This is a genomic window from Flavobacterium alkalisoli (genome assembly GCF_008000935.1).
Lineage (GTDB): Bacteria > Bacteroidota > Bacteroidia > Flavobacteriales > Flavobacteriaceae > Flavobacterium > Flavobacterium alkalisoli.
The window spans coordinates 3,010,939-3,032,948 of the sequence record NZ_CP042831.1 but is presented as its reverse complement, the minus strand read 5'-3'; the positions used below and the strand labels follow the sequence as shown (position 1 = coordinate 3,032,948).

Annotated in this window: 19 protein-coding genes; 9 read left to right on the top strand and 10 right to left on the bottom strand. The window is 35.5% G+C overall.

Annotation, left to right across the window (positions count from 1 at the left end):
• The first annotated feature begins 86 nt into the window (after window positions 1–86).
• Window positions 87–1,046, top strand: coding sequence for a T9SS type A sorting domain-containing protein (locus FUA48_RS13885; protein WP_147584084.1), 960 nt, complete (start codon window positions 87–89; stop codon window positions 1,044–1,046).
• Between the two features lie 69 nt (window positions 1,047–1,115).
• On the opposite strand, the gene FUA48_RS13880 is transcribed toward FUA48_RS13885, so the two are convergent.
• Both FUA48_RS13880 and FUA48_RS13875 read right to left on the bottom strand, forming a co-directional pair.
• Window positions 1,116–1,529, bottom strand: coding sequence for a thiol-disulfide oxidoreductase DCC family protein (locus FUA48_RS13880; protein ID WP_147584083.1), 414 nt, complete (start codon window positions 1,527–1,529; stop codon window positions 1,116–1,118).
• Window positions 1,530–1,534: 5 nt separating this feature from the next.
• The gene (locus FUA48_RS13875; RefSeq protein WP_147584082.1) at window positions 1,535–3,703 is read right to left on the bottom strand and encodes an endonuclease MutS2; all 2,169 of its coding nucleotides are present in this window, start codon (window positions 3,701–3,703) and stop codon (window positions 1,535–1,537) included.
• Between the two features lie 120 nt (window positions 3,704–3,823).
• Between FUA48_RS13875 and FUA48_RS13870 the strand changes: the two genes are divergently transcribed.
• Entirely contained in the window at window positions 3,824–4,489 is a 666-nt protein-coding gene (locus tag FUA48_RS13870; protein ID WP_147584081.1) for a uracil-DNA glycosylase, read from the top strand.
• Here FUA48_RS13870 and FUA48_RS13865 read toward each other — a convergent pair whose 3' ends face one another.
• From FUA48_RS13865 to FUA48_RS13850, 4 genes are all read right to left on the bottom strand, one after another.
• A complete protein-coding gene (locus FUA48_RS13865) occupies window positions 4,490–5,422 on the bottom strand; it encodes a transglutaminase-like domain-containing protein (RefSeq protein ID WP_147584080.1) in 933 nt (310 codons plus the stop codon).
• A gap of 25 nt (window positions 5,423–5,447) precedes the next feature.
• A complete protein-coding gene (locus tag FUA48_RS13860) occupies window positions 5,448–6,293 on the bottom strand; it encodes a substrate-binding domain-containing protein (protein WP_147584079.1) in 846 nt (281 codons plus the stop codon).
• A gap of 127 nt (window positions 6,294–6,420) precedes the next feature.
• Window positions 6,421–6,768, bottom strand: a complete 348-nt coding sequence (locus FUA48_RS13855; protein WP_147584078.1) for a translation initiation factor — start codon at window positions 6,766–6,768, stop codon at window positions 6,421–6,423.
• 6 nt (window positions 6,769–6,774) lie between these two features.
• Window positions 6,775–7,722, bottom strand: coding sequence for an isopenicillin N synthase family dioxygenase (locus FUA48_RS13850; protein WP_147584077.1), 948 nt, complete (start codon window positions 7,720–7,722; stop codon window positions 6,775–6,777).
• A 273-nt stretch (window positions 7,723–7,995) separates the two neighbouring features.
• Between FUA48_RS13850 and FUA48_RS13845 the strand changes: the two genes are divergently transcribed.
• Window positions 7,996–9,987 carry an alpha-ketoacid dehydrogenase subunit alpha/beta gene (locus tag FUA48_RS13845; protein ID WP_147584076.1) on the top strand — a complete coding sequence of 664 codons (1,992 nt, stop codon included), beginning with the start codon at window positions 7,996–7,998 and terminating at the stop codon, window positions 9,985–9,987.
• A 394-nt stretch (window positions 9,988–10,381) separates the two neighbouring features.
• On the opposite strand, the gene FUA48_RS13840 is transcribed toward FUA48_RS13845, so the two are convergent.
• Window positions 10,382–10,888, bottom strand: a complete 507-nt coding sequence (locus FUA48_RS13840; protein ID WP_147584075.1) for a DUF2911 domain-containing protein — start codon at window positions 10,886–10,888, stop codon at window positions 10,382–10,384.
• Between the two features lie 182 nt (window positions 10,889–11,070).
• Between FUA48_RS13840 and FUA48_RS13835 the strand changes: the two genes are divergently transcribed.
• A complete protein-coding gene (locus FUA48_RS13835) occupies window positions 11,071–12,990 on the top strand; it encodes a DUF294 nucleotidyltransferase-like domain-containing protein (RefSeq protein ID WP_147584074.1) in 1,920 nt (639 codons plus the stop codon).
• Between the two features lie 8 nt (window positions 12,991–12,998).
• A complete protein-coding gene (locus tag FUA48_RS13830) occupies window positions 12,999–13,604 on the top strand; it encodes a 3'-5' exonuclease (RefSeq protein ID WP_147584073.1) in 606 nt (201 codons plus the stop codon).
• 2 nt (window positions 13,605–13,606) lie between these two features.
• Here FUA48_RS13830 and FUA48_RS13825 read toward each other — a convergent pair whose 3' ends face one another.
• The 3 genes from FUA48_RS13825 to acs are packed head-to-tail and all read right to left on the bottom strand — an operon-like array spanning window position 13,607 to window position 16,687.
• Window positions 13,607–14,059, bottom strand: a complete 453-nt coding sequence (locus tag FUA48_RS13825) for a DinB family protein (RefSeq protein ID WP_147584072.1) — start codon at window positions 14,057–14,059, stop codon at window positions 13,607–13,609.
• 16 nt (window positions 14,060–14,075) lie between these two features.
• Complete coding sequence (locus tag FUA48_RS13820) at window positions 14,076–14,732, bottom strand: hypothetical protein (protein ID WP_147584071.1); 657 nt, start codon at window positions 14,730–14,732, stop codon at window positions 14,076–14,078.
• Window positions 14,733–14,779: 47 nt separating this feature from the next.
• On the bottom strand, window positions 14,780–16,687 hold the full coding sequence (acs, locus tag FUA48_RS13815) for an acetate--CoA ligase (protein WP_147584070.1): 1,908 nt from the start codon (window positions 16,685–16,687) through the stop codon (window positions 14,780–14,782).
• A gap of 335 nt (window positions 16,688–17,022) precedes the next feature.
• On the opposite strand from acs, the gene FUA48_RS13810 reads away from it, so the two are divergent.
• The 4 genes from FUA48_RS13810 to FUA48_RS13795 are packed head-to-tail and all read left to right on the top strand — an operon-like array spanning window position 17,023 to window position 22,003.
• A complete protein-coding gene (locus FUA48_RS13810; RefSeq protein WP_147584069.1) occupies window positions 17,023–17,631 on the top strand; it encodes a flavin reductase family protein in 609 nt (202 codons plus the stop codon).
• Window positions 17,631–19,943, top strand: a complete 2,313-nt coding sequence (locus FUA48_RS13805; protein WP_147584068.1) for an oxidoreductase — start codon at window positions 17,631–17,633, stop codon at window positions 19,941–19,943. Before FUA48_RS13810 ends, FUA48_RS13805 begins: the two co-directional genes overlap by 1 nt.
• A gap of 15 nt (window positions 19,944–19,958) precedes the next feature.
• On the top strand, window positions 19,959–21,575 hold the full coding sequence (locus FUA48_RS13800) for an AMP-binding protein (protein WP_147584067.1): 1,617 nt from the start codon (window positions 19,959–19,961) through the stop codon (window positions 21,573–21,575).
• The gene (locus FUA48_RS13795) at window positions 21,575–22,003 is read left to right on the top strand and encodes an acyl-CoA thioesterase (RefSeq protein ID WP_147584066.1); all 429 of its coding nucleotides are present in this window, start codon (window positions 21,575–21,577) and stop codon (window positions 22,001–22,003) included. Before FUA48_RS13800 ends, FUA48_RS13795 begins: the two co-directional genes overlap by 1 nt.
• Window positions 22,004–22,010: the final 7 nt, after the last annotated feature.

The following is a 22,010-nucleotide window of genomic DNA, read 5'->3' as shown; positions in this document are numbered from 1 at the left end:
ATGTTTTTTTATTAAGAAAAGTTAAATAAAAATTGGAGGTGATTTTTTTTTTATTATTTTTGAGGTAAAATTATAAAACTATCATCATGAAGAAAAAATTACTTTTAGGTGCCTTTTTATTAGGTTCTTTTTTAACGGTTAAAGCTCAGGAAACTATTTCATTTGAAACGACTGAAGGTTATACTTTAGGCTCTTTAAATGATCAAAATGAGTGGGGACTTACACAAATTGACGAACAAGGCACAACAATTGCCGGTGTTGAAGTTAATGATGTTATGGCTTCAGACGGAACGATGTCCGTTAGCATTACTAAAGATGCAGCTATCGGAAATCAACAAAATGCTAATATGGGGGCTTTTAGTCCTGCTATTTCAGCTCCTTACAATGTTATATCTTTATCATTCGATTTCTATATTGCTACAGATAGCGACGAAACGACTGAAGGTTCTGATTATGCAGTAATTCTACAATCAAATACTCAAAATGCATTAACATCTAGACTTCAGTTCCGTTTTGATAACACTATAGCTGTTGTAGATATTGATTCTGAGACAAATGAGCCAGCTTTATTATTAATTGAAGGTGCTGAGTACACTAGCAATGAATGGCATACTGTTACCATTGATTATGATTTCCAGGCAAACACAATCAACTATACAATGGATGATGTACTTCTTTTTGAAGGAACTGCTTTTAGTGGTACAGCTATAGATCAAATGGTTTTACTTCACGATAACTGGGCAGGTACTACTTTCTACATTGATAATGTTATGTTAGATGGTACTTTAGGTGTTAACGAACAACTTTTATCTAAGTTTTCAATCTATCCAAACCCTGCATCTGATGTAATCAACATTGCTAATGCTGAAAACATTCTTGTAAATGGTGTTGAGATTGTTGACCTTAACGGACGTGTTGTTAAGTCAGTTAACTTAAACGGTGTTACTGAAGCTCAAATTAATATATCTGATTTATCATCAGGTATGTACTTAATGAATGTATCTTCAGATCAAGGTACAACAACTAAGAAAATTGTTAAGAAATAATTTCTTATAGATATAAAATAAAAGTCCCGCTGCTAAGCGGGACTTTTTTATTTATTGAAGTTTAATTTTTTAAAGAAATTTAGTTTTCATTTCAGGAGTTGGAATCATGCATTCATCTTTTTTACCATACCATTTATATCTGTTTTTGGCAATATAATCATATACTGAATTTGAAACAGATTTTGGCAGAATTGTAAATATATTCATTAAAGTAAAAAGACCTCCAAGTTGTGCAGCTATTTTAATTGCTGCTTCTGCTTTGTAATAATAGGCCGTACCTGGCTCATATAAAATTATTGAGTCAGTTTTAGTCCTGTCAATACCAATATGATTTACAATCTCTTCTCCCAGATCAGATTGAAGGGCAACAAACCTGAAGATATCTTTTTTATCTAGCTTAATGATAAACTGAACGGTAGAGTCGCATAAATTACAAACCCCGTCAAATAGTATTATCTTTTTATCTCTTGGTAAGTTTTCCATTTTTGTTATTTCTTTTTGGCCTCAACCAATTCAAGAGACTCAAGATCAACTTTAGAAGTAAAAATGCCGTAGTTTACTGTTGCTTTGTTTTTTTCGATACTATCAAGAGTACCTACAGCTTTACCATCAATCATTCTTACCCTGTCGCCAATTTTTAAAATGGCTTTAGGTTTAATAATGGTTTTTTCCTTAAGTTTCTTTTCTTTTTTCTCCTTACGAATTTCTTCGACCTTTTGTTTAACCTCGGTTTCAACCTTCTTTTTTACCACCTCTTTAGCTTTTTGCTCTTTAGCGGTAAGTTTTTTGCGTTTCGAGTTTTCTATTTCAACCATTTTAAGGAATTCACCTATTAGCTCTTTCTTATTTTTATTATTGAAATATTTCTCACTTATATCGTCAATTTTTTGACCCATATAAATTAAGCGTTGGTTGGCATCATACAATTCCTGATAGCTTTCAAGCTTTTGCTGGATTTTTGTATTGATGTTCTCCATTTTTTTACTCTCTTCTCGTGCTTTTCCTTCCTCTTCTTTTAATATTTGTGAGGTTTTCTCAAGCTTAGAACGCTCTTTTTGCAGGTTAGCAATTGTTTTATCAAAACGTACTTTACCTTTTTCAATTTTCTTTTTGGCTCTGTTTATCAGTCCAAAAGGTATACCATTTTTTTGTGCTACTTCAAAAGTAAAGGAGCTACCTGCCTGACCTAAAATCAGTTTATACATTGGCTCCAGAGACTTTTCATCAAAAAGCATATTTGCATTTGTAGCAAAAGGAAGCTCATTAGCCAGTATTTTAAGGTTTGCGTAATGTGTGGTGATTATACCAAAAGCTTCTCTGTGATAGAATTCTTCAAGGAATGTTTCGGCCAAAGCACCACCTAGTTCAGGGTCTGAACCGGTACCGAACTCATCAATAAGGAAAAGTGTTTTTTCATTGCACTTCCTTAAAAAGTAATTCATGTTTTTAAGTCGGTAACTATAAGTACTTAGATGATTTTCAATAGATTGATTATCACCAATATCTGTCATTATTCTGTCGAATAAAAAGGTTTCACTTCGCTCATGAACAGGGATTAATAAACCGCACTGTAGCATAAGTTGTAATAAACCAATGGTTTTTAGGGTAATACTCTTACCACCTGCGTTAGGGCCTGATATTACAATAATCCTGTTTTCCTGTGTTAACTCAATAGTTTGAGGAAAAGTGGGTTTATTTTTCTGTTTGTTATTCAGGAATAGGATAGGGTGGTAGGCTTCCCTAAAAAATAATCTTTTCTCACTTGATATTTTAGGCAGTATACCATTTATTCTTCGGGCATATTTAGCCTTACCTGAAATAATATCTATATCAGTTAAAAACTCCTGATAATCTTTTAATAAAGGAACATAAGGACGTATAACATCGCTTAATTGTCTAAGGATACGTTTAATTTCCTCTTTTTCCTCATATTCATAGTTATTAAGTTCTCGGGAATAACGCAAAGTAGCTTCCGGCTCGATATAAGTAATACTCCCGGTTTTAGAGCTTCCTAAAATAGAACCTTTAACCTTACGTCTGTACATAGCTAAAACAGCAAGTACCCTGCGGTTTTCCACAACACTTTCACGAATATCATCAAGATAGCCTAAACCGTTATACTGACTAAGGGCCATGGCAAAGCTCTGGTTTATTTTACCTTTTACCAGGTTCATTTCCCTGCGGATATTTTGCAGTTCAGGTGAAGCATCGTCCTTTATTTCACCATATTTATCTATTACTTTGTCAATATTTTTTACTATTTCCTTTGTGTACTCAACTTCAGTGGCTCTTTTATAAAGTGAAGAGTAATAGTCCTGAAATTTTTCAAGGAATTTTATAAGTGTATTAGATGTTTCGGATATGTTGGAAATTTTCCTGAATCCACCTGCTTCAAGATAGCTGTCTTCTATAGAAAGAAACTTGATTTCATTGGCTATCGTTTCAAAGCCATGATTGGGCAATGCATTGTTATTATCAAAAGAAGATACGTATTCTGATGTTTGTTGTAAAGAGAGCATTAATTCCTCCCTGCTTTTAAAGGGAGGAATATTCATTGCTTTTTCTTTTCCGTCATCTGTTGTGCAACTACTTGCTACAGCTTCCAGTACGGTATTAAATTCTAAATCTTTAAGGGTTTTATCTGTAATACTAATCATTATAAATTTCAGGAAATTTTATACAAAAATACTACATATTTAGACTATATGTACAACTTTAAAATACCTTTATAAGTGCTTTAAAGCGGTAATAATTATATTTGTGAAAAATAAACAATAATGCTGGTTAAAATACATCCTTCCTGGAAAGAAGTTCTGGAAAACGAATTTGAAAAACCATACTTTAATTCTTTAATTGATTTTGTTAAAGATGAATATGCACACCATACCTGTTATCCAAAAGGGGGCCATATTTTTTCTGCATTTGACCATTGTCCTTTTGATAAGGTAGAAGTAGTGATAATAGGGCAGGATCCTTATCATGGCCCGGGACAGGCCAACGGGCTGTGTTTTTCTGTTAATGATGGTATTCCTATGCCACCGTCTTTAATCAATATTTTTAAGGAAATTGAAACTGATTTGGGCAAACCGTTTCCTCAAACAGGTAATTTAGAACGCTGGGCCAATCAGGGAGTACTTTTACTTAATGCTGTTTTAACGGTTAGGCAGGCAGAAGCCGGAAGTCATCAGGGTAAGGGTTGGGAAACGTTTACCGACGCCGTTATTCAGAAAATTTCTGATGAGAAAAAAGACGTTGTTTTCCTTTTGTGGGGTGGATTTGCCAAAAAGAAAGGTGCACGTATTGACAGGCAAAGGCATTTAGTTCTGGAAACAGGACACCCGTCTCCATTGAGTGCTAACAGAGGCTTATGGTTTAATAACAAGCATTTTAGTAAAACCAACGAATTTTTAAAACAAAAAGGAAAGAAGGAGATTAACTGGTAACTATTCTAAAGTTAGTGCACCCAAAATTTCTTCCGACATGAAAGGTCCGCCCGGGTATGTGGCTGTATAATCGAGGTTTAACCATATTTGCCCGCGTTCATCAATGTGATAATGAATTTCCTTACCTCTACTTTCATCCACAAACAAAACTTCTTTAATAAGGTAGTTAGCTGTCTCTAAGTCTGCTTTATGGCCTACCAGCATTTCCGGATACAAGTGCCCTCCGGTATGAATAAGTCTTGGTGTGCCTCCAATAGCCCTAATACAGGCAGCCATAAGTATAGCGTGGTCATCACAATCGCCAGAAAAATGCTGTAAAGATTCAGAAGCATATGCAATGTATTCCCTTCCTTTAGGGTCATTTACATAGTTCCATTTATTACGTATTTCCTTAAACACCGCAAAACACTGAATCATTAGTCTGTCTTTCCGATTACTTTTAACCTCATTAAAATATTTTCTCGTGGCGGCAAGAGCAAAATTTCTGACTCTTGGGTTATTGTAATCTATCGCGTCAAGGGTTTTAGACTTGTTAGGAAAGGGTAGGAGTTTTGATATTATTATATCTTCGGGGTTTGGATCATCAGCCATGGCAAAAACCATTGCCCTGTAATCTTCAAACACGGCAACAAAGCCATATTTCCCAAATATAGACCCGTAAATTAAAGCTATAAGGTAAAAGAAGATACAAACTATCAAAATCGTTTTTAAAAGCCTTAAAACCAGCTGTATTGAAACTACTAATGCAATAAATATTAAAACCCTGTCCAAATGTAAAGGCCAGTTTGGGTCTATAAGGTTTTGATGCAGAATTATAAAAAGGGGTATTGCAATAAGAACGTTTAGTACAAAGATGATAATAGAATCCCAAGGCTTCCGGATTTGAAGCCTTTCTTTAAGTTTTTTAATAGATTCGGAATTTATCTTTGCCATTGTTTATTCGATAAAACACACGGTTTTATCCGGTTACTGCTTCATAAGATGTTTTGTTTTCAATTATCTGTAAGCGAACTAACTGATCCTGCACTTTATCAAACGTGGTTTTATTGAGTTTCGTTTGCGACCATTCGGTTAGTTTTAACCATTCTCTTATATCTTCAACTTTTTGATTGTATTTGTCAGCCAAAACAGCATCTATGTTCTCGATATTTTTAAAAGAAGCAGTTTTGTTATTGATTACCTCAAGAACTGTACCGATAGCCTCAGGGTTATTTTCAAGAATTTCGTTTCTTACAGCAATTACAAAGCAGGGCCATGGAGTAGGGCAGTCACCAACTCGCCTGAATATCCCTTTATCTACCAAAGGTTTGGTCATAAAGCGTTCCCACATAAAATAATCGGTATTTCCTTTAGTAAGAGACTCAACGGCACCGTCTATGGTATTTATGATTTCAAAATCAAGTTTAGAAGTATCCCAACCCTGATTTTCGGCATTTACAAAAGCCATTAAATGAGATCCGGATCCATAACGACTTATAGCTACTTTACCTTTTTGAATGTCTTCTATTGTTTGATAGGGTGAGCCTGCAGCGACGTGTATCCCCCAAATAAGAGGGGAAGCTACATATACCTGAACAATTTTAGAATGATTTCCTGCGGCAATATCTTTAATAATTCCTTCGGTTAAAATTACTGCAATATCAGTATCTCCATTACGTAACATTTGACAAAGTTTGCCTGTACCTTCAGGAACATCGGTCCATTTTAAATCAATATTTTTGTTTGAGAATTCGTTATTATTGATGCTTAAATGCCATGGCAGATTAAAATGCTCAGGAACACCGGCTATTTTTAATGTAGTCATTATTTATCTCTGTTAAAAAGATAAAGGTACTAATAGAATTTACTGTCTCAAAACTTTTGGTATTATAAAAAATCCCTAAAGTGCTGTTATGTCATTTAGGGATTTTAAATTATTATCTGATTAGTTATTAACTGCCTACACGTTTTACTTTGTAGCCTTCTTTAATAAGGTAATCCATTATTTTATCTCTAAAGTTACCTTGTATTATAATCTCACCATCTTTAGCTGTACCGCCCACACCACAAAGGGTTTTTAGTTTTTTGGCAAGGGTTTTAAGATCTTCTTCATTTCCCTCAAAACCTTTTATAACTGTAGCAACTTTTCCTCCACGATTTTTTTTATCAAGGTGTGCTTCAAGTCTTTGTTCTCCGTTTGCAGGAGTCTCAATACTTTCTTCATTTTCAAACTCAAAGTCCTTATTGGTAGAGAAAACAAAACCTCCTAAATCCTCTAAACTATTTAATTTCTTTCCCATAATCTTCTATTTAATAAGCCCAAGTTCCACAAGCCTTTCATGCAAAAAATTTCCTGCTGTTATATCATCAAATTGTTTCGGGTTGTTTTCGTTTATACAGTTTTCTAGGCAATTCAGTTTCATGTCTGCCACAGGGTGCATAAAAAACGGAATAGAATAACGTGATGTGCCCCATAATTCTCTTGGTGGGTTAACTACCTGATGTATAGTAGATTTAAGCCTGTTATTCGTATGTCTTGAAAGCATATCTCCTACATTTATAACCAGTTCATCGGGTTCTGCTATAGCATCAATCCATTCGCCATCATGATTTTGTACCTGTAGGCCACGGCCCTGAGCACCCATAAGAAGTGTAATAAGGTTTATATCTCCATGTGCTGCTGCACGCACCGCATCTTTAGGCTCATTAGTAATAGGAGGGTAGTGTATAGGCCTTAATATACTGTTACCTTCAGTCACATATTTGTCAAAATAGAACTCGTCTATCCCTAAATAAACAGATAATGCCCTAAGTACATAAATGCCTGTTTTTTCAAGCATTTTATAAGCTTCTTCACCTGTTGAATTAAATTCAGGCAATTCTGTGACTTCAACATTTAGAGGATAGATAGCATTATATTTTGAATCTGATTTCAAATACTGCCCAAAGTGCCAAAACTCTTTTAAGTCGCCTTCCTTACGGCCTTTAGCATGCTCTTTACCAAAAGAAACATAACCGCGCTGCCCGCCAATTCCCGGAACTTCATACTTTTCTTTTGTTTCCAGCGGAAGATTAAAAAAGTCTTTAACAGAAGCATATAGCTTATCTACAAGTTCCTGATCCAGGAAATGCCCTTTTAAGGCTACAAAGCCTATATCTTCATATGCTTTACCGATTTCATTTACAAATTTTTGCTTGCGTTTCGGGTCATCCGAAAGGAAATCACGCAAATCTACACTGGGGATGTTTTGCATATTATTTAATACAAATTGGGTTTTATTAATCTTGCCTGAAACCAGACATAACAAAGGTAGAAATAATTAATCCTTTTGAGGAAAAAAATAGTCTGTTGAAAGGTTAAAACATGATTATAATTTTTTATGGTGTTATCGAAAAGACTTGTTACTTTTGATTAATAAAAATGTTGATATATAATTTTCTCAAACGTTTGATGTTATAATTATATAACATTTAAAGTTGATAATGTTATTTTTTATACATTTGAAGAAGTTTACTCAAACCAATATATGACATCTACATTATTAAAATTCGACAGGAAAAATTTAACTGATGATAAGTTAATAGAATTATATAAGAAGCTTTTAAAACCAAGGATGATAGAGGAGAAGATGCTTATCCTAATACGTCAGGGAAAAGTATCCAAATGGTTTTCCGGAATCGGACAGGAAGCTATATCTGTTGGTGTAACAGCAGTTTTACAAAATGACGAATATATACTGCCTATGCACCGTAACTTAGGTGTATTTACAGGAAGGGATATACCATTATATAGACTTTTTTCTCAATGGCAGGGTAAAGCTAATGGTTTTACTAAAGGACGTGACAGATCATTTCACTTTGGTACTCAGGAATATAAGATTATAGGTATGATTTCCCATTTAGGTCCTCAATTAGGTGTAGCCGACGGGATTGCCCTTGCTAATAAACTTAGTAAAAATGGTAAAGTTACTGCTGTCTTCACAGGAGAAGGCGCTACAAGTGAAGGAGATTTTCACGAGGCTCTTAATATTGCCGCTGTATGGGAGTTACCTGTGCTTTTTGTAATTGAAAATAACGGATATGGATTATCTACACCAACCAATGAGCAATACCGTTGTGAACACCTTGCAGACAAGGGAATTGGCTACGGAATTGAATCTCATATTATAGATGGTAATAATATATTAGAAGTGTACACTCAGCTTAGTGATATTGTTGACTCAATGAGAGAAAATCCACGCCCTGTATTGTTAGAGTTTAAAACTTTCAGGATGCGTGGTCATGAAGAGGCGAGTGGCACTAAATATGTTCCGCAGGAACTAATGGACTTATGGGCTGTTAAAGATCCGGTAGATAACTATAGAAATTTCTTAAAGGAAGAAGGCCTTTTAACTGATGCTATGGATGAGCAAATAAGAGCCGAATTAAAGCAGGAAATTGATGAAAATTATCAAAAAGCATCTAATGAAGAACCTATAGAGGCTTCTTTAAGTGAAGAATTAAATGATGTGTACAAAGAGTTTATTTTTGAGGAAATTAACTCTAAAAATGATTCTGAAAATGTCAGGATGATTGATGCTATATCACAAGGTTTAAAACAATCTATGGAGCGTCATGAAAACCTAATTATAATGGGGCAGGACATAGCTGAATACGGAGGAGCTTTTAAAATTACAGACGGCTTTGTAAATGAGTTTGGAAAAGACAGGGTACGTAATACTCCAATATGCGAATCTGCGATTGTATCAGCAGGTATGGGATTATCTATAAACGGATATAAGTCGGTTATAGAAATGCAGTTTGCAGATTTTGTTTCAACAGGATTCAATCCCATTGTAAATTATCTGGCAAAAGTACACTACAGATGGAACGAAAAAGCAGATGTTGTTGTTAGAATGCCATGCGGAGCAGGAGTACAGGCAGGTCCGTTTCACTCACAAACAAATGAAGCCTGGTTTACCAAAACCCCGGGATTAAAGGTAGTTTATCCTGCATTTCCATATGACGCAAAAGGATTACTGGCTACAGCTATTAATGATCCTAATCCGGTAATGTTCTTTGAACATAAAGCCTTATACAGAAGTATTTACCAGGACGTTCCAAAAGATTATTATACGTTACCATTTGGCAAGGCATCTTTAATTAAAGAAGGTAATGATGTTACTATTATATCATTTGGTGCAGGTGTACATTGGGCTTTGGAAGTTTTAGACAAAAATCCTGATATAAAAGCGGATTTACTTGATTTAAGGACACTTCAGCCAATGGATACCGAAGCAATAATCAATTCAGTTAAAAAAACAGGAAAAGCGATAATACTACAGGAAGATACATTATTTGGAGGTGTGGCAAGTGATATTTCTGCCATGATAATGGAAGAATGTTTCAATTATTTAGATGCTCCGGTAAAACGTGTAGGAAGTTTAGAAACCGCAATTCCTTTTACAAAAGCCCTTGAAGATCAGTATTTACCTAAATCAAGGTTTGAAACTGCTCTTAAGGAATTACTTGAATATTAGTTAAGTTATTTCAATAAAAAAACCTCTGCCAACTAATGCTCCAAAAGTTACTGGCAGAGGATTTAACTAATGTGCCACAAATGTAAGATTTCAATCATTGGATTAGCATAGGTCACAATTTTTGATTAACACATTGTGCTAATAAGAAACTAATAAGAAATGTGTAATGACTGACGCATTAGAAAGTATAAAGACTATAGATAAAGCTAAGGAAGAGTTTAGTAAAGATTGTCGTAATAAGCTCAATATACAATAAATTAAAAAGTATTATAATTGAATTATAATATACATTATGTAAAATAAAAGATTTAAAAACACCACTACTGTTTCATATTAGATCAAAAAAAACACTGCCTTATCAGCAGTGTTATATATACTTTGTATTTTGTTCTTCTTATTTAATACTGATTGGAATATCAAGGTTATCCCAGCTTAAAGTAACATTGTTAGCATTTATAGAGTATTTTAAACTTTCAGTTTTAGCCGCAGACTGTTTAGGCTTAACAGTAACTCTTAATTGGTCTTGAGCTGAATCATATTTTGAAGCCTGCATAGATCTGTCTTTACCAAAAATTATTGTAAAATTATCTTTTTCAGGAATTACATAAAATGAATATTTACCGGCAGGAAGTTTTTTCCCTTCTACAGTAATATCTTTATCAACAGCAAACATTGTAGGTGCATTTGCTCCGGCTCTCCAAACTTTACCGTAAGGAACTAAGCCTCCCCAAATTTCTCTTCCTCTTGCAGAAGGACTGCTATATGTAATATTAATGTTTGCACCATTAATTTCACCTGTTGATGAAGCCGAAGGACTTAAAGGTTGTTTTTCCTGGGCACCTGCTAAAACTGTAAAAAATACAGTTAAAAGTACCGTAGCAATTTTTTTAGAAATTTTCATGTTTTAATAAATTTGATTGTTAACCCTGTAAATTTAAAAACATTAATTTAAAAGCAAATTTTATTTTAAGGTTTATTTAAGGGTAACCGATTAATTTTTAACAAACAATTGGATTGTTTCGCTTAAAATTGCTTGCTATGATTGTTAAAAAGTAGTATTTTTAAATCACAAATAGCCTTATTATGAAAAATCCTGTTGCTGAGAATGTTGCGAATTTTTTGAAGTACTTCCCCCCTTTCAGTAGTCTTACTTTTTCAGAGTTGCTTAGTATTGCTAATCAGTCTAAGATAATTTATCTCGAAAAAAACCAAACTTTATTTAAAGGTGGTGAAGACACCCATAAGGATTTTTATGTCGTAAAAAGTGGCGCTGTAGGGCTTTCGCTTACATCAGACGCAGAGGAAACATTAGTTGATAAATGTGATGAAGGCGATATCTTAGGCTTAAGACCTTTTTTTGCCAAAAATCATTATTTAATGACGGCAAAAGCTCGTGAAGAGTCCATTATATGTGCTATTCCTATTGCTGCGTTTGAGCCTTTAGTTACAGGAAATTCGGAAGTATTAAAATTCCTTCTTCAAAGTTTTGCATCGCATACAAGAAACCCTTATGATAAGGAACATAGCGGTAAACTGATTTCTGAAAATATGATATTTGCGGAACATACTACAGATATACAGTATTTTCAGCCCATTGCTTATACTAAGAACCCTATTACAGCCAATCTTGACGATGTGGTTATGTACATTGCTAAAACAATGTCTAACAGTGCTATAGGGAGCGTAATTATACAAAGAGACAAACTGCCTATAGGTATAATTACAGATAGGGATTTAAGGTCTAAAATAGCTACAGGGCTTTTTCCTATAGATGTTACAGCCGATAAGATTATGACAACACCGGTTATAACAGTTCCTGAAAACATATCTGTTGCTGAAGCTCAAATGCTTATGCTTAAACATAATGTAGGTCATTTATGTGTTACTAAAGACGGAACTGAGAAATCGTTTATCACTGGTATAATTTCTGAACACGATGTTGTTGCAGCGCAATCTAATACCCCAGGTGTACTTCTTAAACAAACAAGGAGAGCTTCTGAAGGTAAAGAGTTAAAGGTTGTTAGGGAAAAACTAAGTGAATTGATTCAAAACTCAATAGATAAAAACATTCCTGTTTATCATATTACAAATATAGTATCCGAAATAAATGTAGCCATAACAAGAAGAGCCATCGAGCTTGCTGTACAGGAAATGGGTACTCCCCCTCCTGCCCGCTTTGTATGGATAAATATAGGTAGTCAGGGTAGAAAAGAACAACTTTTACTTACAGATCAGGACAATGCATTAATTTTTGAAGATGTAGACTCCAACGAATATGAAATGGTTAAAAGCTATTTCCTTGTTCTGGCTGATAAAGTTGTGCATACCCTTAAATATGTGGGATATGAAATGTCTCCTGATGATGTAATGGCTAACAATCCAAGATGGTGTAAATCAGTTACCGATTGGATAAAACAATATAATACATGGATAAATACTCCGGCAGAAAGAGGTGTTGAGTTAAGTACACTTTTCTTTGATCTTGATTTTGTATATGGTATACCTGAAATAGAACAGGTTATTACCGAAACCATTATTAAAAATATGGATCACAACAAGAAGTTTTTTGCTTATCTTGCCGCAGATACATTAAAAAATCCGGCGCCGTTAGGATTCTTCAGGCAGTTTTTGGTTGAAAATGATGGTGAGCATAAAGATAGCTTCGATATTAAAAGCAGGGCTCTTGAACCATTGGGAGATGCTGCCAGGGTTTTAGCTTTGAGTCATAATCTGGTAGACTTTACAGGTACTTACCAGCGTTATAAAAAGCTGGCTGAAATAGAACCTGAAAATGAAGAATTATTCAACAACTGTGCAGACGCATTTAATGTGTTAATGCGTTTTAGAACTGAAGAAGGTTTAATTAATAATTCAGATGGTAAGTATTTGAATTTAAAAGATTTATCGAAATCAGATAAACTTAAACTTAAACATTGCTTTCAGCCTATAAACGAGATACACGACTTGATTAAAAACCGTTTTTCACTTACATATATCAATTAATATATAGTATGGCATTAGACTGGCTTATAGGGGCTAACCTTCCACAATTCTGGAAAAATTATCTTGCTCATTTTGAAAAGGAAGAAAAACAGGAAGTACATAAACGTTATGTAGTTTTTGATATGGAAACTACAGGTCTTAACTGGCGTGAAGATGTAATACTTTCCATTGGTGCCATTGGTATAAATGATAATGCTATAGAAATAAAAGATTTCTTTGAGATTTTTATCAGGCAGGAAAAATTTAATCCGCAATCCATTGCTTTTAGTGGTGTTTTTAAGGATGAAGAAGAGAAATATGTAGAGGCCGAAGCCATGATACAGTTTCTTAATTTTATTAAAGATGCTACTTTGGTTAGCCATAATATCAATCTGGATATAGAGATGATTAACCTGGCGCTTAAGCGTTTGGAGTTAGGAAGATTGAAAAATAGCTTTATGGACACCAATGCCCTGTACCAGAGATGGCAACATCATGTTGAGGATACTCAGGTAAGTCTTGATGAAGTATGCGATGCTTTAAAAATAAATAAGAGCGATCGTTTAACTGCATCTGGTAATGCATACACAACCGCTCTTGTATTTTTAAAATTAAAAGCTAAACTGGGCTTTTAGGTTTATAAATTATCTCTTTTATAAAAAATATAATCGGTAACTAATGGTGTTAAACCATGTACTTTAGAATCGGTCGCTATTTGCCCTCTGTGATAAGTTGAGTGGTTTACAACATGAAAAAGCATATCCCTTATTGTGTTTATAAACTCCTCTCCTTTTGAGTTAAAATAGTTTATTTTTTCTTCTAAATTAAATGAATCGATTATTCGTATTGAATTTTGAAAATTAGCTTCATTAATTTTCTTTAGGTTTATTACAGGTCTCATTTCCCAAACCTGCGTTTTACAATCTTTTTTCTCGATTCTGCTGTTCCATATTTCGTGAGCATTAATGGTATGATTTATTAGGACTAACGATTTTTCGGGAATAGCATCTTTACTTTGCAGTAAGCTGTCAATTACCTTACTGTTGAAAGTATATGTATACTCAAAAATTTCTTTTAAAAATATCTTCATACTAATAGCTGTTTATTTAATATTTGCAGCCTCGCTCAATAACAAGAACTTTTTTTAGTTTTTTATAATCTGTCAGGATCATTTTTTCAAGGAGTTCCTCGTCCTTAACAATATAGGTTTGCCTGAAGAGCCCACTCGGTAGTGTTTTTCCTGAGGCCCAACAGAAGTAAGGAATAGTGCCCGGAGTTACATTAGGAAGATGGAATTCAGTACTTTTTTGAATTATAAAATGCCTCTCACCGGATTCTTTAGCAGCTCCCGGATCAACAGATCTTATAACATAATGCTGAAGAGTATCTTTTCGGATAATAGTATCATTTAGTTTCTGGAAATCGAAACTGATAACAGAGTTTTTAGCATTACTTAAATCCTGTTTTTCTGTAGAAGAACAGTTTACAATAATACTCTCTTCATTAAAAAATTCTTCTTTAGACATTTTAAGCATAGCCTTTTGTCCCGAAGCATGCAAAAATGTTACTGTTACATTTTTGCCTTTTTCTAAAACAGACAGTATGTAGCTGTTATCTTTTGAGTTAGAAAACTCGAAAGTTTTGTCTACATCTGTTTTCGCGTCTTTTTTGAACTGATACTCAGAGTACGTGTCAAATTCATATCGCTGCCCAAATCCTGCAAAGGAAATAAGCAGCAATAGTGCTGTAAAGTGTTTGTTCATGGTTGGTTTGGTTGTTGTTTAGTTTTTAGTTGGATGTTGGAATTTATTTATAATCTTTCATTTTTTATTTCGTCTACAATTTCAGGGTTTAACAATGTTGTTGTGTCTCCAAAGTTAGAAAAGTCGCCTTCAGCAATCTTTCTTAATATTCTACGCATAATCTTTCCGGAACGCGTTTTAGGTAATCCTGAAACGAATTGTATTTTATCCAGTTTTGCAATAGGCCCTATGTGGCTTGATATATGCTCGTTAATTTCTTTTCTAAGGTTTTCTCTGTTTCGGTCTTCACCAGATTCTTTAAGAATAATAAATCCGTAAAGTGCATTACCTTTTACATCATGTGGGAAACCAACAATTGCAGATTCTGCAACTGCGGGGTGTTCATTTATAGCATCTTCAATAGGTGCTGTTCCCAGATTATGGCCAGATACGATTACCACGTCGTCTACCCTACCGGTAATACGGTAATAACCTACTTCATCTCTAAGGGCCCCGTCTCCGGTAAAATATTTACCTGGGTAAGCGGTAAAGTATGTTTCTTTAAATCGTTGATGATCACCCCAAATAGTTCGTGCCATTCCCGGCCACGGGAATTTAATACACAGGCTTCCTACTACCTGATTATCTTCAATTTCATTACGTCTTTCATCCATTAATACAGGTTGAACTCCCGGTAATGGTAAAGTAGCATAAGTTGGTTTGGTTGGCGTAACAAATGGTATAGGCGATATCATTATACCCCCTGTTTCTGTTTGCCACCAGGTATCCACAATAGGAGATTTCTTTTTACCAACATGGTCATTGTACCAGTGCCATGCTTCCTCATTAATAGGCTCGCCTACAGACCCTATTATTTTAAGAGACGAAAGGTTATACTTATCTACCCATTCCCAGTTTTCTTTTGCAAGGGAGCGGATAGCTGTTGGTGCGGTATAGAACTGGGTTACTTTGTGTTTGTCTATTACTTCCCAAAAACGCCCGAAATCAGGATAAGAAGGTACACCTTCAAAAATAACAGTTGTTGCACCGTTTAACAGCGGACCATAAACTATATAAGAGTGTCCTGTTATCCAGCCTATATCAGCTGTACACCAGTACACATCATTCTCTTCGTAATTAAATATATTCTTAAAGGTATAAGCGCTATAAACCATATAGCCTGCTGTAGTGTGTAGCATACCTTTAGGCTTACCGGTAGAACCTGAAGTATAAAGTATAAATAACGGATCTTCAGCATCCATAATTTCAGCAACGTGGTTAGGCTGTGCAGCATCTAAAAGGGGCTGAAGCCACTCGTCACGTCCCTCTTTCATTTTAACTGGGCTGTTAGTTCTTTTTACAACCAGTGTTTTCTCTACACAGTCACATTTTTCAAGAGCCTCATCAATTATGCTTTTAAGTTCTATGGTTTTGTTTCCTCTGTATCCTCCATCGGCAGTAACAACAAGCTTACATTGTGAGTCGAGCACCCTTGTGGTAACAGCAGAAGCTGAGAAACCGGCAAAAATTACCGAATGCACGGCACCAATTCTTGCACAGGCTAAAACGGTAACGGCCAGTTCAGGTATCATCGGCAGGTATACACATACCCTGTCTCCTTTTTTAATACCCTGATCTTTTAATACGTTAGCCATTTTGGTTACCCTGTCATATAACTCATTATATGTTATATGTTGTGCTTCCTCTTTAGGGTCATTAGGTTCAAATATAATAGCTGTTTTGTCTCCCCTTTTAGCAAGGTGCCTGTCTATACAGTTTTTTGTAATGTTTACTTTGGCATTTAAAAACCATTTCACATCAGCCTCCTGCATATCAAACTCCACGACCTTATCCCATTTTTGGTACCAGGTAAAGTTTTCGTCGGCTATTTTATCCCAAAATTTACGGGGTTCTCTTATTGATTTGTTGTAATGCTTAAAGTATTGTTCAAGACTTTTTACCTGATAGTAACTCATCTTAATTATGCGGTTTTAATTGTTAAAAGTCAAATAAGTCCTAACAAAAATACAATAATTAGGTGCACTTATGTATGGCATTTCGGATAAAAATCATGATTTTCTCGATAAAGTAAAAAATATACTTAAAACACGTTTTTTTTATTTAGTACATAATTTTAAATATATTTTTTTGAAGTTTATTTAAATTTTAAATTTGCTGTCGATCAGTAAAATAACAACTGATAATGAAACAAAATTTAAATTATTCTTTTTTAAACTATGTTTTTATAACATATATATGTAAAAAATGATAATATTTTTTTCTTTTATTTGCAATATATATTAATACCGATATGATAATTGACCCGGCACATACAAGCCAAAGTGACGTTTATAAAATCCTTACCGGATCGGTTATTCCACGACCTATAGGATGGATATCCACAATAAGTGAAGACGGAGTGCCAAATCTTGCTCCCTTTTCCTTTTTTAATGTTGTGGGCGAAGATCCGCCTCATGTAATGTTTTCTACCGTAAGGCCCGGAAACTCTAATAAAGATACTCTTAATAATGTGCTCGCTACAAAACAGTTTGTGGTAAATATGGCTGTTGAAGAATTGGTTGAAGCTGTAAATACAAGCTCTGCCTCTCTTCCTCCCGATGTTAATGAGTTTGATTATGCAGGAGTTACACAGGCTCCAGGTATTAAGGTAAAAGCACCAAGAGTACTGGAAAGCCCTATAAACTTTGAATGTGAGCTGGTACATCATTATACACTTGAAGATCACAAACACGGAGGGGCAACCATTATGATAGGACGTGTAGTGATGTTTCACGTTGATGAAAGCGTATTATTAGATAATTATAAAATTAATCCTGAAGTATATAGACCTGTAGCCAGACTTGCAGGCTCTAACTATGCTAAACTGGGAGAAGTTTTTTCAATAAAAAGACCTCAATAATGAAAATAACAGTTATCGGCGGCGGACCCGGCGGTTTATACTTTTCGATATTAACCAAGAAAGCAATCCCTGATTGTGATATTACCGTTTATGAACGTAACAAAGCGGATGATTCCTTTGGCTTTGGGGTAGTATTTTCAGATGAAACTTTAAGCGAATTCCTAACCCGCGACCCTCAGTCGTATGATCTTATAAGAAGCAGGTTTGCTTATTGGGATGAGCTCGATGTTGCCCGAAATGGTGAAAAAGTACGAATAACAGGCAACGGTTTTTGCGGATGTTCCCGTAAAACCCTTTTGCAGTTATTACAGCAAAGATGCCGGGAAGAAGGCGTAAAGTTAAATTTTGAAGCGAACGTAGATGATGTTTCACAGTTTAGTGATTCGGATATTATAGTGGCAGCCGATGGTATTAACAGCAGTATAAGAGATAAATTTGCTGCAGAATTTGGTACTGAAGTGAAGATGCAGAACAATCGTTTTGTATGGTTAGGTTCTACCAGGCCGCTTGATGCTTTTACTTATTTCTTTAGGGAAACACCACACGGAACTTTTGTAGCACATACATATCAGTATGAAGAAGGTATGAGTACCTGGATATTTGAAACTACTGATGAGACATGGCAAAAAGCTGGCTTTAGCGTTACTGATGAGCAGGATACCATAGCCAAAATATCAGAGATATTTAAGGAAGAACTTGACGGACATTCATTGATTTCAAACAGGTCACACTGGAGACAATTCCCTGCGGTTACCAATAAAAACTGGAGTAAAGACAATATAGTATTATTGGGAGATGCTAAGGCAACTGCCCACTACTCTATCGGTTCAGGTACTAAACTGGCTATGGAATGTGCTATTGCTCTGGCCGATTCGGTAATAAAATACAGAACAGACACAAAAGTTGTTTTTGAGAACTACGAGAAGCTGAGAAGAAACCGTGTAGAGGTTATTCAGCATGCTGCAAATGTTTCTCTTGAATGGTTTGAAAATATGGACAGGCATATTAAGCATGATTTTATGCAGTTTGCCTTTAGTGTAATGACAAGGGCTAAAAAAGTAACTTTTGAAAACCTTGCACTAAGGGATTCATCCTTTACACAAAAAGTTCTGGAAGAATTTAATACAAGAACAGAAAACGAGAACCTTAAAACTTCTGCCGCTTTTACACCTTTCCGATTAAGGAAAATGAAGTTGGACAACAGGATTGTTATGAGCCCGATGGAACAATATTCTGCAATGGACGGACTTGTAAACGACTGGCACCTTATGCACTATGGTTCAAGGGCTGTTGGCGGTATAGGGTTAATCCTTACCGAAGCTACAGCTATATCCCCTACAGGTAGGGTTACTTTAGGGTGTCCGGGGATATGGTCTGAAGAACAAGTTGCAGCCTGGGAAAGAATTACCGATTTTGTACACTTAAACAGTACTTCTAAAATAGGAATGCAAATAGGCCACTCAGGCAGAAAAGGAGCTGTAAAATTCCCTTGGGAAGGCAATAATGAGCCATTAGAAAATGCATGGGGATTAATGTCGGCCTCCCCTATTCCGTTTAACAATAAAATGGAAATGCCTGAAGAGATGACTCAGGAAGATATGGATATTATAACTTCTGAGTTTGTAACAGCTGTACAAAATGCAGATAAAGCGGGGTTCGATATGATTGAATTACAGGCTCATCACGGATTCCTGTTGGCATCATTCCTTTCACCGTTAACTAATACACGTACCGATGAGTTTGGCGGAAGCATAGAAAACAGACTGAAGTTTCCTATAAGGGTATTTAGGGAAATGAGAGCTGCTTTCAATCCAAACAAACCTATGAGTGTAAGAATTTCTGCTTGTGACTGGGCAGAGAACGGAATTACTGAAAACGATGTTGTAAAAATAGCCGAAGCTTTTAAAGAAGCCGGAGCTGATATCATAAATGTTTCTACCGGATTAACGGTAGAAAATCAAAAACCAGCAGTGGGAAGAATGTGGCAAACCCCATTCTCTGATATGGTTAGAAATGAAGTAAATGTACCTACAATAACTGCGGGATACATTCAGGATATAGACCAGATCAATACCATTTTACTTAATGGTAGAGCCGATTTGGTTGCACTTGGAAAAACATTACTGTTAGATCCTTCCTTTGTTAGGAATGCACAGGCTTATGAACAGCATAAGGCTGATAATTTAGACGGTTTAGGGATACCAAAACCTTATTCTTTTGCTACTTCTCACCTTTACCCGTATAGGGCAGGTGAACGCAAAATGATGGAAGGAATGAAAAAAGCACTTAAACCTTTAACTCATAAAAAGTAATAAAGCATTATAGTGATGAAACATTACGAAGATAATTTTGCACACGATCATTTACCTTCTCAGGAATTACATGCCGAGTGTTTTACAGGGCATTCTGATTTTGAGTTTCCGGAGGATTTAAATTGTGTGGAAAGGCTTTTAGACAGGCATATTGCCGGAGGTAACGGAAATAAGGTTGCCATACGCACTTTTGATACAGAATGGACCTATAAGGATTTATATGAAAAAGCAAACCAGATAGCTCATGTATTGACTGAAAATTTAGGCCTTGTTCCTGGTAATAGGGTACTTATTCGTTCGGCTAATAATCCTATGTATGTTGCCTGCTGGTTTGCAGTATTAAAAGCAGGAGGTATTGTAGTAGCCACTATGCCCCTTTTAAGGGAAAAAGAGCTTACAGTAATGGTAGAAAGTGCCGAAATATCTCATGCATTATGTGATTACAGGCTTGAAGAGGAAATGATGGCTGTAAAGAGCCCGTTCCTAAAGCAGGTTATTACTTTTGACGGTTCGGGGAAAGGGATTTCTAAACTGGAAACCCTTATGGCAAATAAGTCCAAAACCTTTAATAATTACGCTACTAAATCAGGTTCATTATCTATTATAGGTTTTACATCGGGTACTACCGGAAAACCGAAGATGACATCACATTATCACAAAGATATTTTGCTGATTTGTGAAGCTTTCCCTAAATACTCATTACAACCTACTCCGGATGATGTCTTTACGGGTAGTCCGCCACTTGGGTTTACCTTTGGATTAGGAGGATTGGTATTGTTTCCGTTCTATTTTGGAGCTTCAACCTTTTTGATTGAAAAACCGGCTCCTGAGTTGCTTCTACAGGCTATTCAGGATTATAAGATAACTATTTGCTTTACCGCTCCTACTGCCTGGAGGGTACTAACCCAAAAGGTTCAGGATTATGATATTTCATCCCTTCGCAAATGTGTTTCGGCGGGAGAGACGCTTCCTGTAAAGGTTTGGGAAGACTGGTACAAAGCTACAGGTCTTAAAATTATAGATGGTATTGGCTCTACCGAAATACTGCATATCTTTATATCCTCTAATGAGGAAAACATGCGTATTGGAGCTACCGGATTACCAATTAGGGGCTATGAGGCAAAAATTATTGATGCTGATGGCAACGATGTTGAAGATGGTACAGAGGGCCGACTGGCAGTGAGAGGAATTACAGGATGTAAGTACCTTAACAGTCCGGAAAAACAAATGGAATATGTTCAGGGAGGTTGGAATGTTACAGGAGATATTTTCCGTAAGGATAAAGAAGGATATTTTTGGTTTGTTGCCCGGGGTGATGATATGATTATCTCATCAGGTTATAATATTTCTGCTATCGAAGTGGAAAGCGTTTTACTTACCAATGAGAATGTAGCAGAATGTGCTGTTGTAGGGCTTCCGGATGAAAATCGCGGTATGCTTGTTTGTGCTTATATAGTACTAAAAGACAAATCAAAGGCCTGCGACGAACTTACAAAAGCTATTCAGGATTGGTTTAAGGAGGCTGCTGCCCCATATAAATATCCAAGAGAAATAAAGTATGTTGATGTATTACCTAAAACCGAAACAGGTAAAATACAGCGATTTAAATTAAAAAATACGGTACAGGCTTAATGGAAAGAGCATTTATTAAAAAAGAAAAAGTACGTTTTCAGCATGTAGATTATGCAGGTATAGTTTTTTACCCTCGTTTTCTGGAAATGCTTAACTGCCTTGTTGAAGACTTTTATGAGGAGGCTTTAGAATTACCTTTCAAAAATATCCATAAAACCGGAGGTATACCAACGGTTGATCTAAAAGTACAGTTTAAAAAAGCGGCCCGTTTGGGTGATGAGCTTACCAAATACCTTTGGTTAAAAAACATAGGAGGTTCGTCTATGGTATGCGGATTTAAATTTGAACATGAAGACGGTTCAATCTGCCTTGAAGGAGAAGTTACACTTGTAAAGGTAGATTTCCTGAATGACAGAGGTGATATTAAAGCGAGTCCGTTTACTGATGCTATGAGAGTAGTGTTAGAAAGATATAAAACAGAGAATTAATAATTCG

Bases quoted from the DNA above. Each gene is read 5' to 3' on its own strand.
- FUA48_RS13850 (WP_147584077.1), bottom strand. From the start codon at position 7,722: ATGCAAAACATCCCCAGTGTAGATTTGCGTGATTTCCTTTCGGATGAC.
- FUA48_RS13840 (WP_147584075.1), bottom strand. From the start codon at position 10,888: ATGAAAATTTCTAAAAAAATTGCTACGGTACTTTTAACTGTATTTTTT.
- FUA48_RS13795 (WP_147584066.1), top strand. From the start codon at position 21,575: ATGGAAAGAGCATTTATTAAAAAAGAAAAAGTACGTTTTCAGCATGTA.
- FUA48_RS13870 (WP_147584081.1), top strand. From the start codon at position 3,824: ATGCTGGTTAAAATACATCCTTCCTGGAAAGAAGTTCTGGAAAACGAA.
- FUA48_RS13865 (WP_147584080.1), bottom strand. From the start codon at position 5,422: ATGGCAAAGATAAATTCCGAATCTATTAAAAAACTTAAAGAAAGGCTT.
- FUA48_RS13880 (WP_147584083.1), bottom strand. From the start codon at position 1,529: ATGGAAAACTTACCAAGAGATAAAAAGATAATACTATTTGACGGGGTT.
- FUA48_RS13810 (WP_147584069.1), top strand. From the start codon at position 17,023: ATGATAATTGACCCGGCACATACAAGCCAAAGTGACGTTTATAAAATC.
- FUA48_RS13860 (WP_147584079.1), bottom strand. From the start codon at position 6,293: ATGACTACATTAAAAATAGCCGGTGTTCCTGAGCATTTTAATCTGCCA.
- FUA48_RS13800 (WP_147584067.1), top strand. From the start codon at position 19,959: ATGAAACATTACGAAGATAATTTTGCACACGATCATTTACCTTCTCAG.
- FUA48_RS13855 (WP_147584078.1), bottom strand. From the start codon at position 6,768: ATGGGAAAGAAATTAAATAGTTTAGAGGATTTAGGAGGTTTTGTTTTC.
- FUA48_RS13805 (WP_147584068.1), top strand. From the start codon at position 17,631: ATGAAAATAACAGTTATCGGCGGCGGACCCGGCGGTTTATACTTTTCG.
- acs (WP_147584070.1), bottom strand. From the start codon at position 16,687: ATGAGTTACTATCAGGTAAAAAGTCTTGAACAATACTTTAAGCATTAC.
- FUA48_RS13835 (WP_147584074.1), top strand. From the start codon at position 11,071: ATGAAAAATCCTGTTGCTGAGAATGTTGCGAATTTTTTGAAGTACTTC.
- FUA48_RS13825 (WP_147584072.1), bottom strand. From the start codon at position 14,059: ATGAAGATATTTTTAAAAGAAATTTTTGAGTATACATATACTTTCAAC.
- FUA48_RS13845 (WP_147584076.1), top strand. From the start codon at position 7,996: ATGACATCTACATTATTAAAATTCGACAGGAAAAATTTAACTGATGAT.
- FUA48_RS13820 (WP_147584071.1), bottom strand. From the start codon at position 14,732: ATGAACAAACACTTTACAGCACTATTGCTGCTTATTTCCTTTGCAGGA.
- FUA48_RS13885 (WP_147584084.1), top strand. From the start codon at position 87: ATGAAGAAAAAATTACTTTTAGGTGCCTTTTTATTAGGTTCTTTTTTA.
- FUA48_RS13830 (WP_147584073.1), top strand. From the start codon at position 12,999: ATGGCATTAGACTGGCTTATAGGGGCTAACCTTCCACAATTCTGGAAA.
- FUA48_RS13875 (WP_147584082.1), bottom strand. From the start codon at position 3,703: ATGATTAGTATTACAGATAAAACCCTTAAAGATTTAGAATTTAATACC.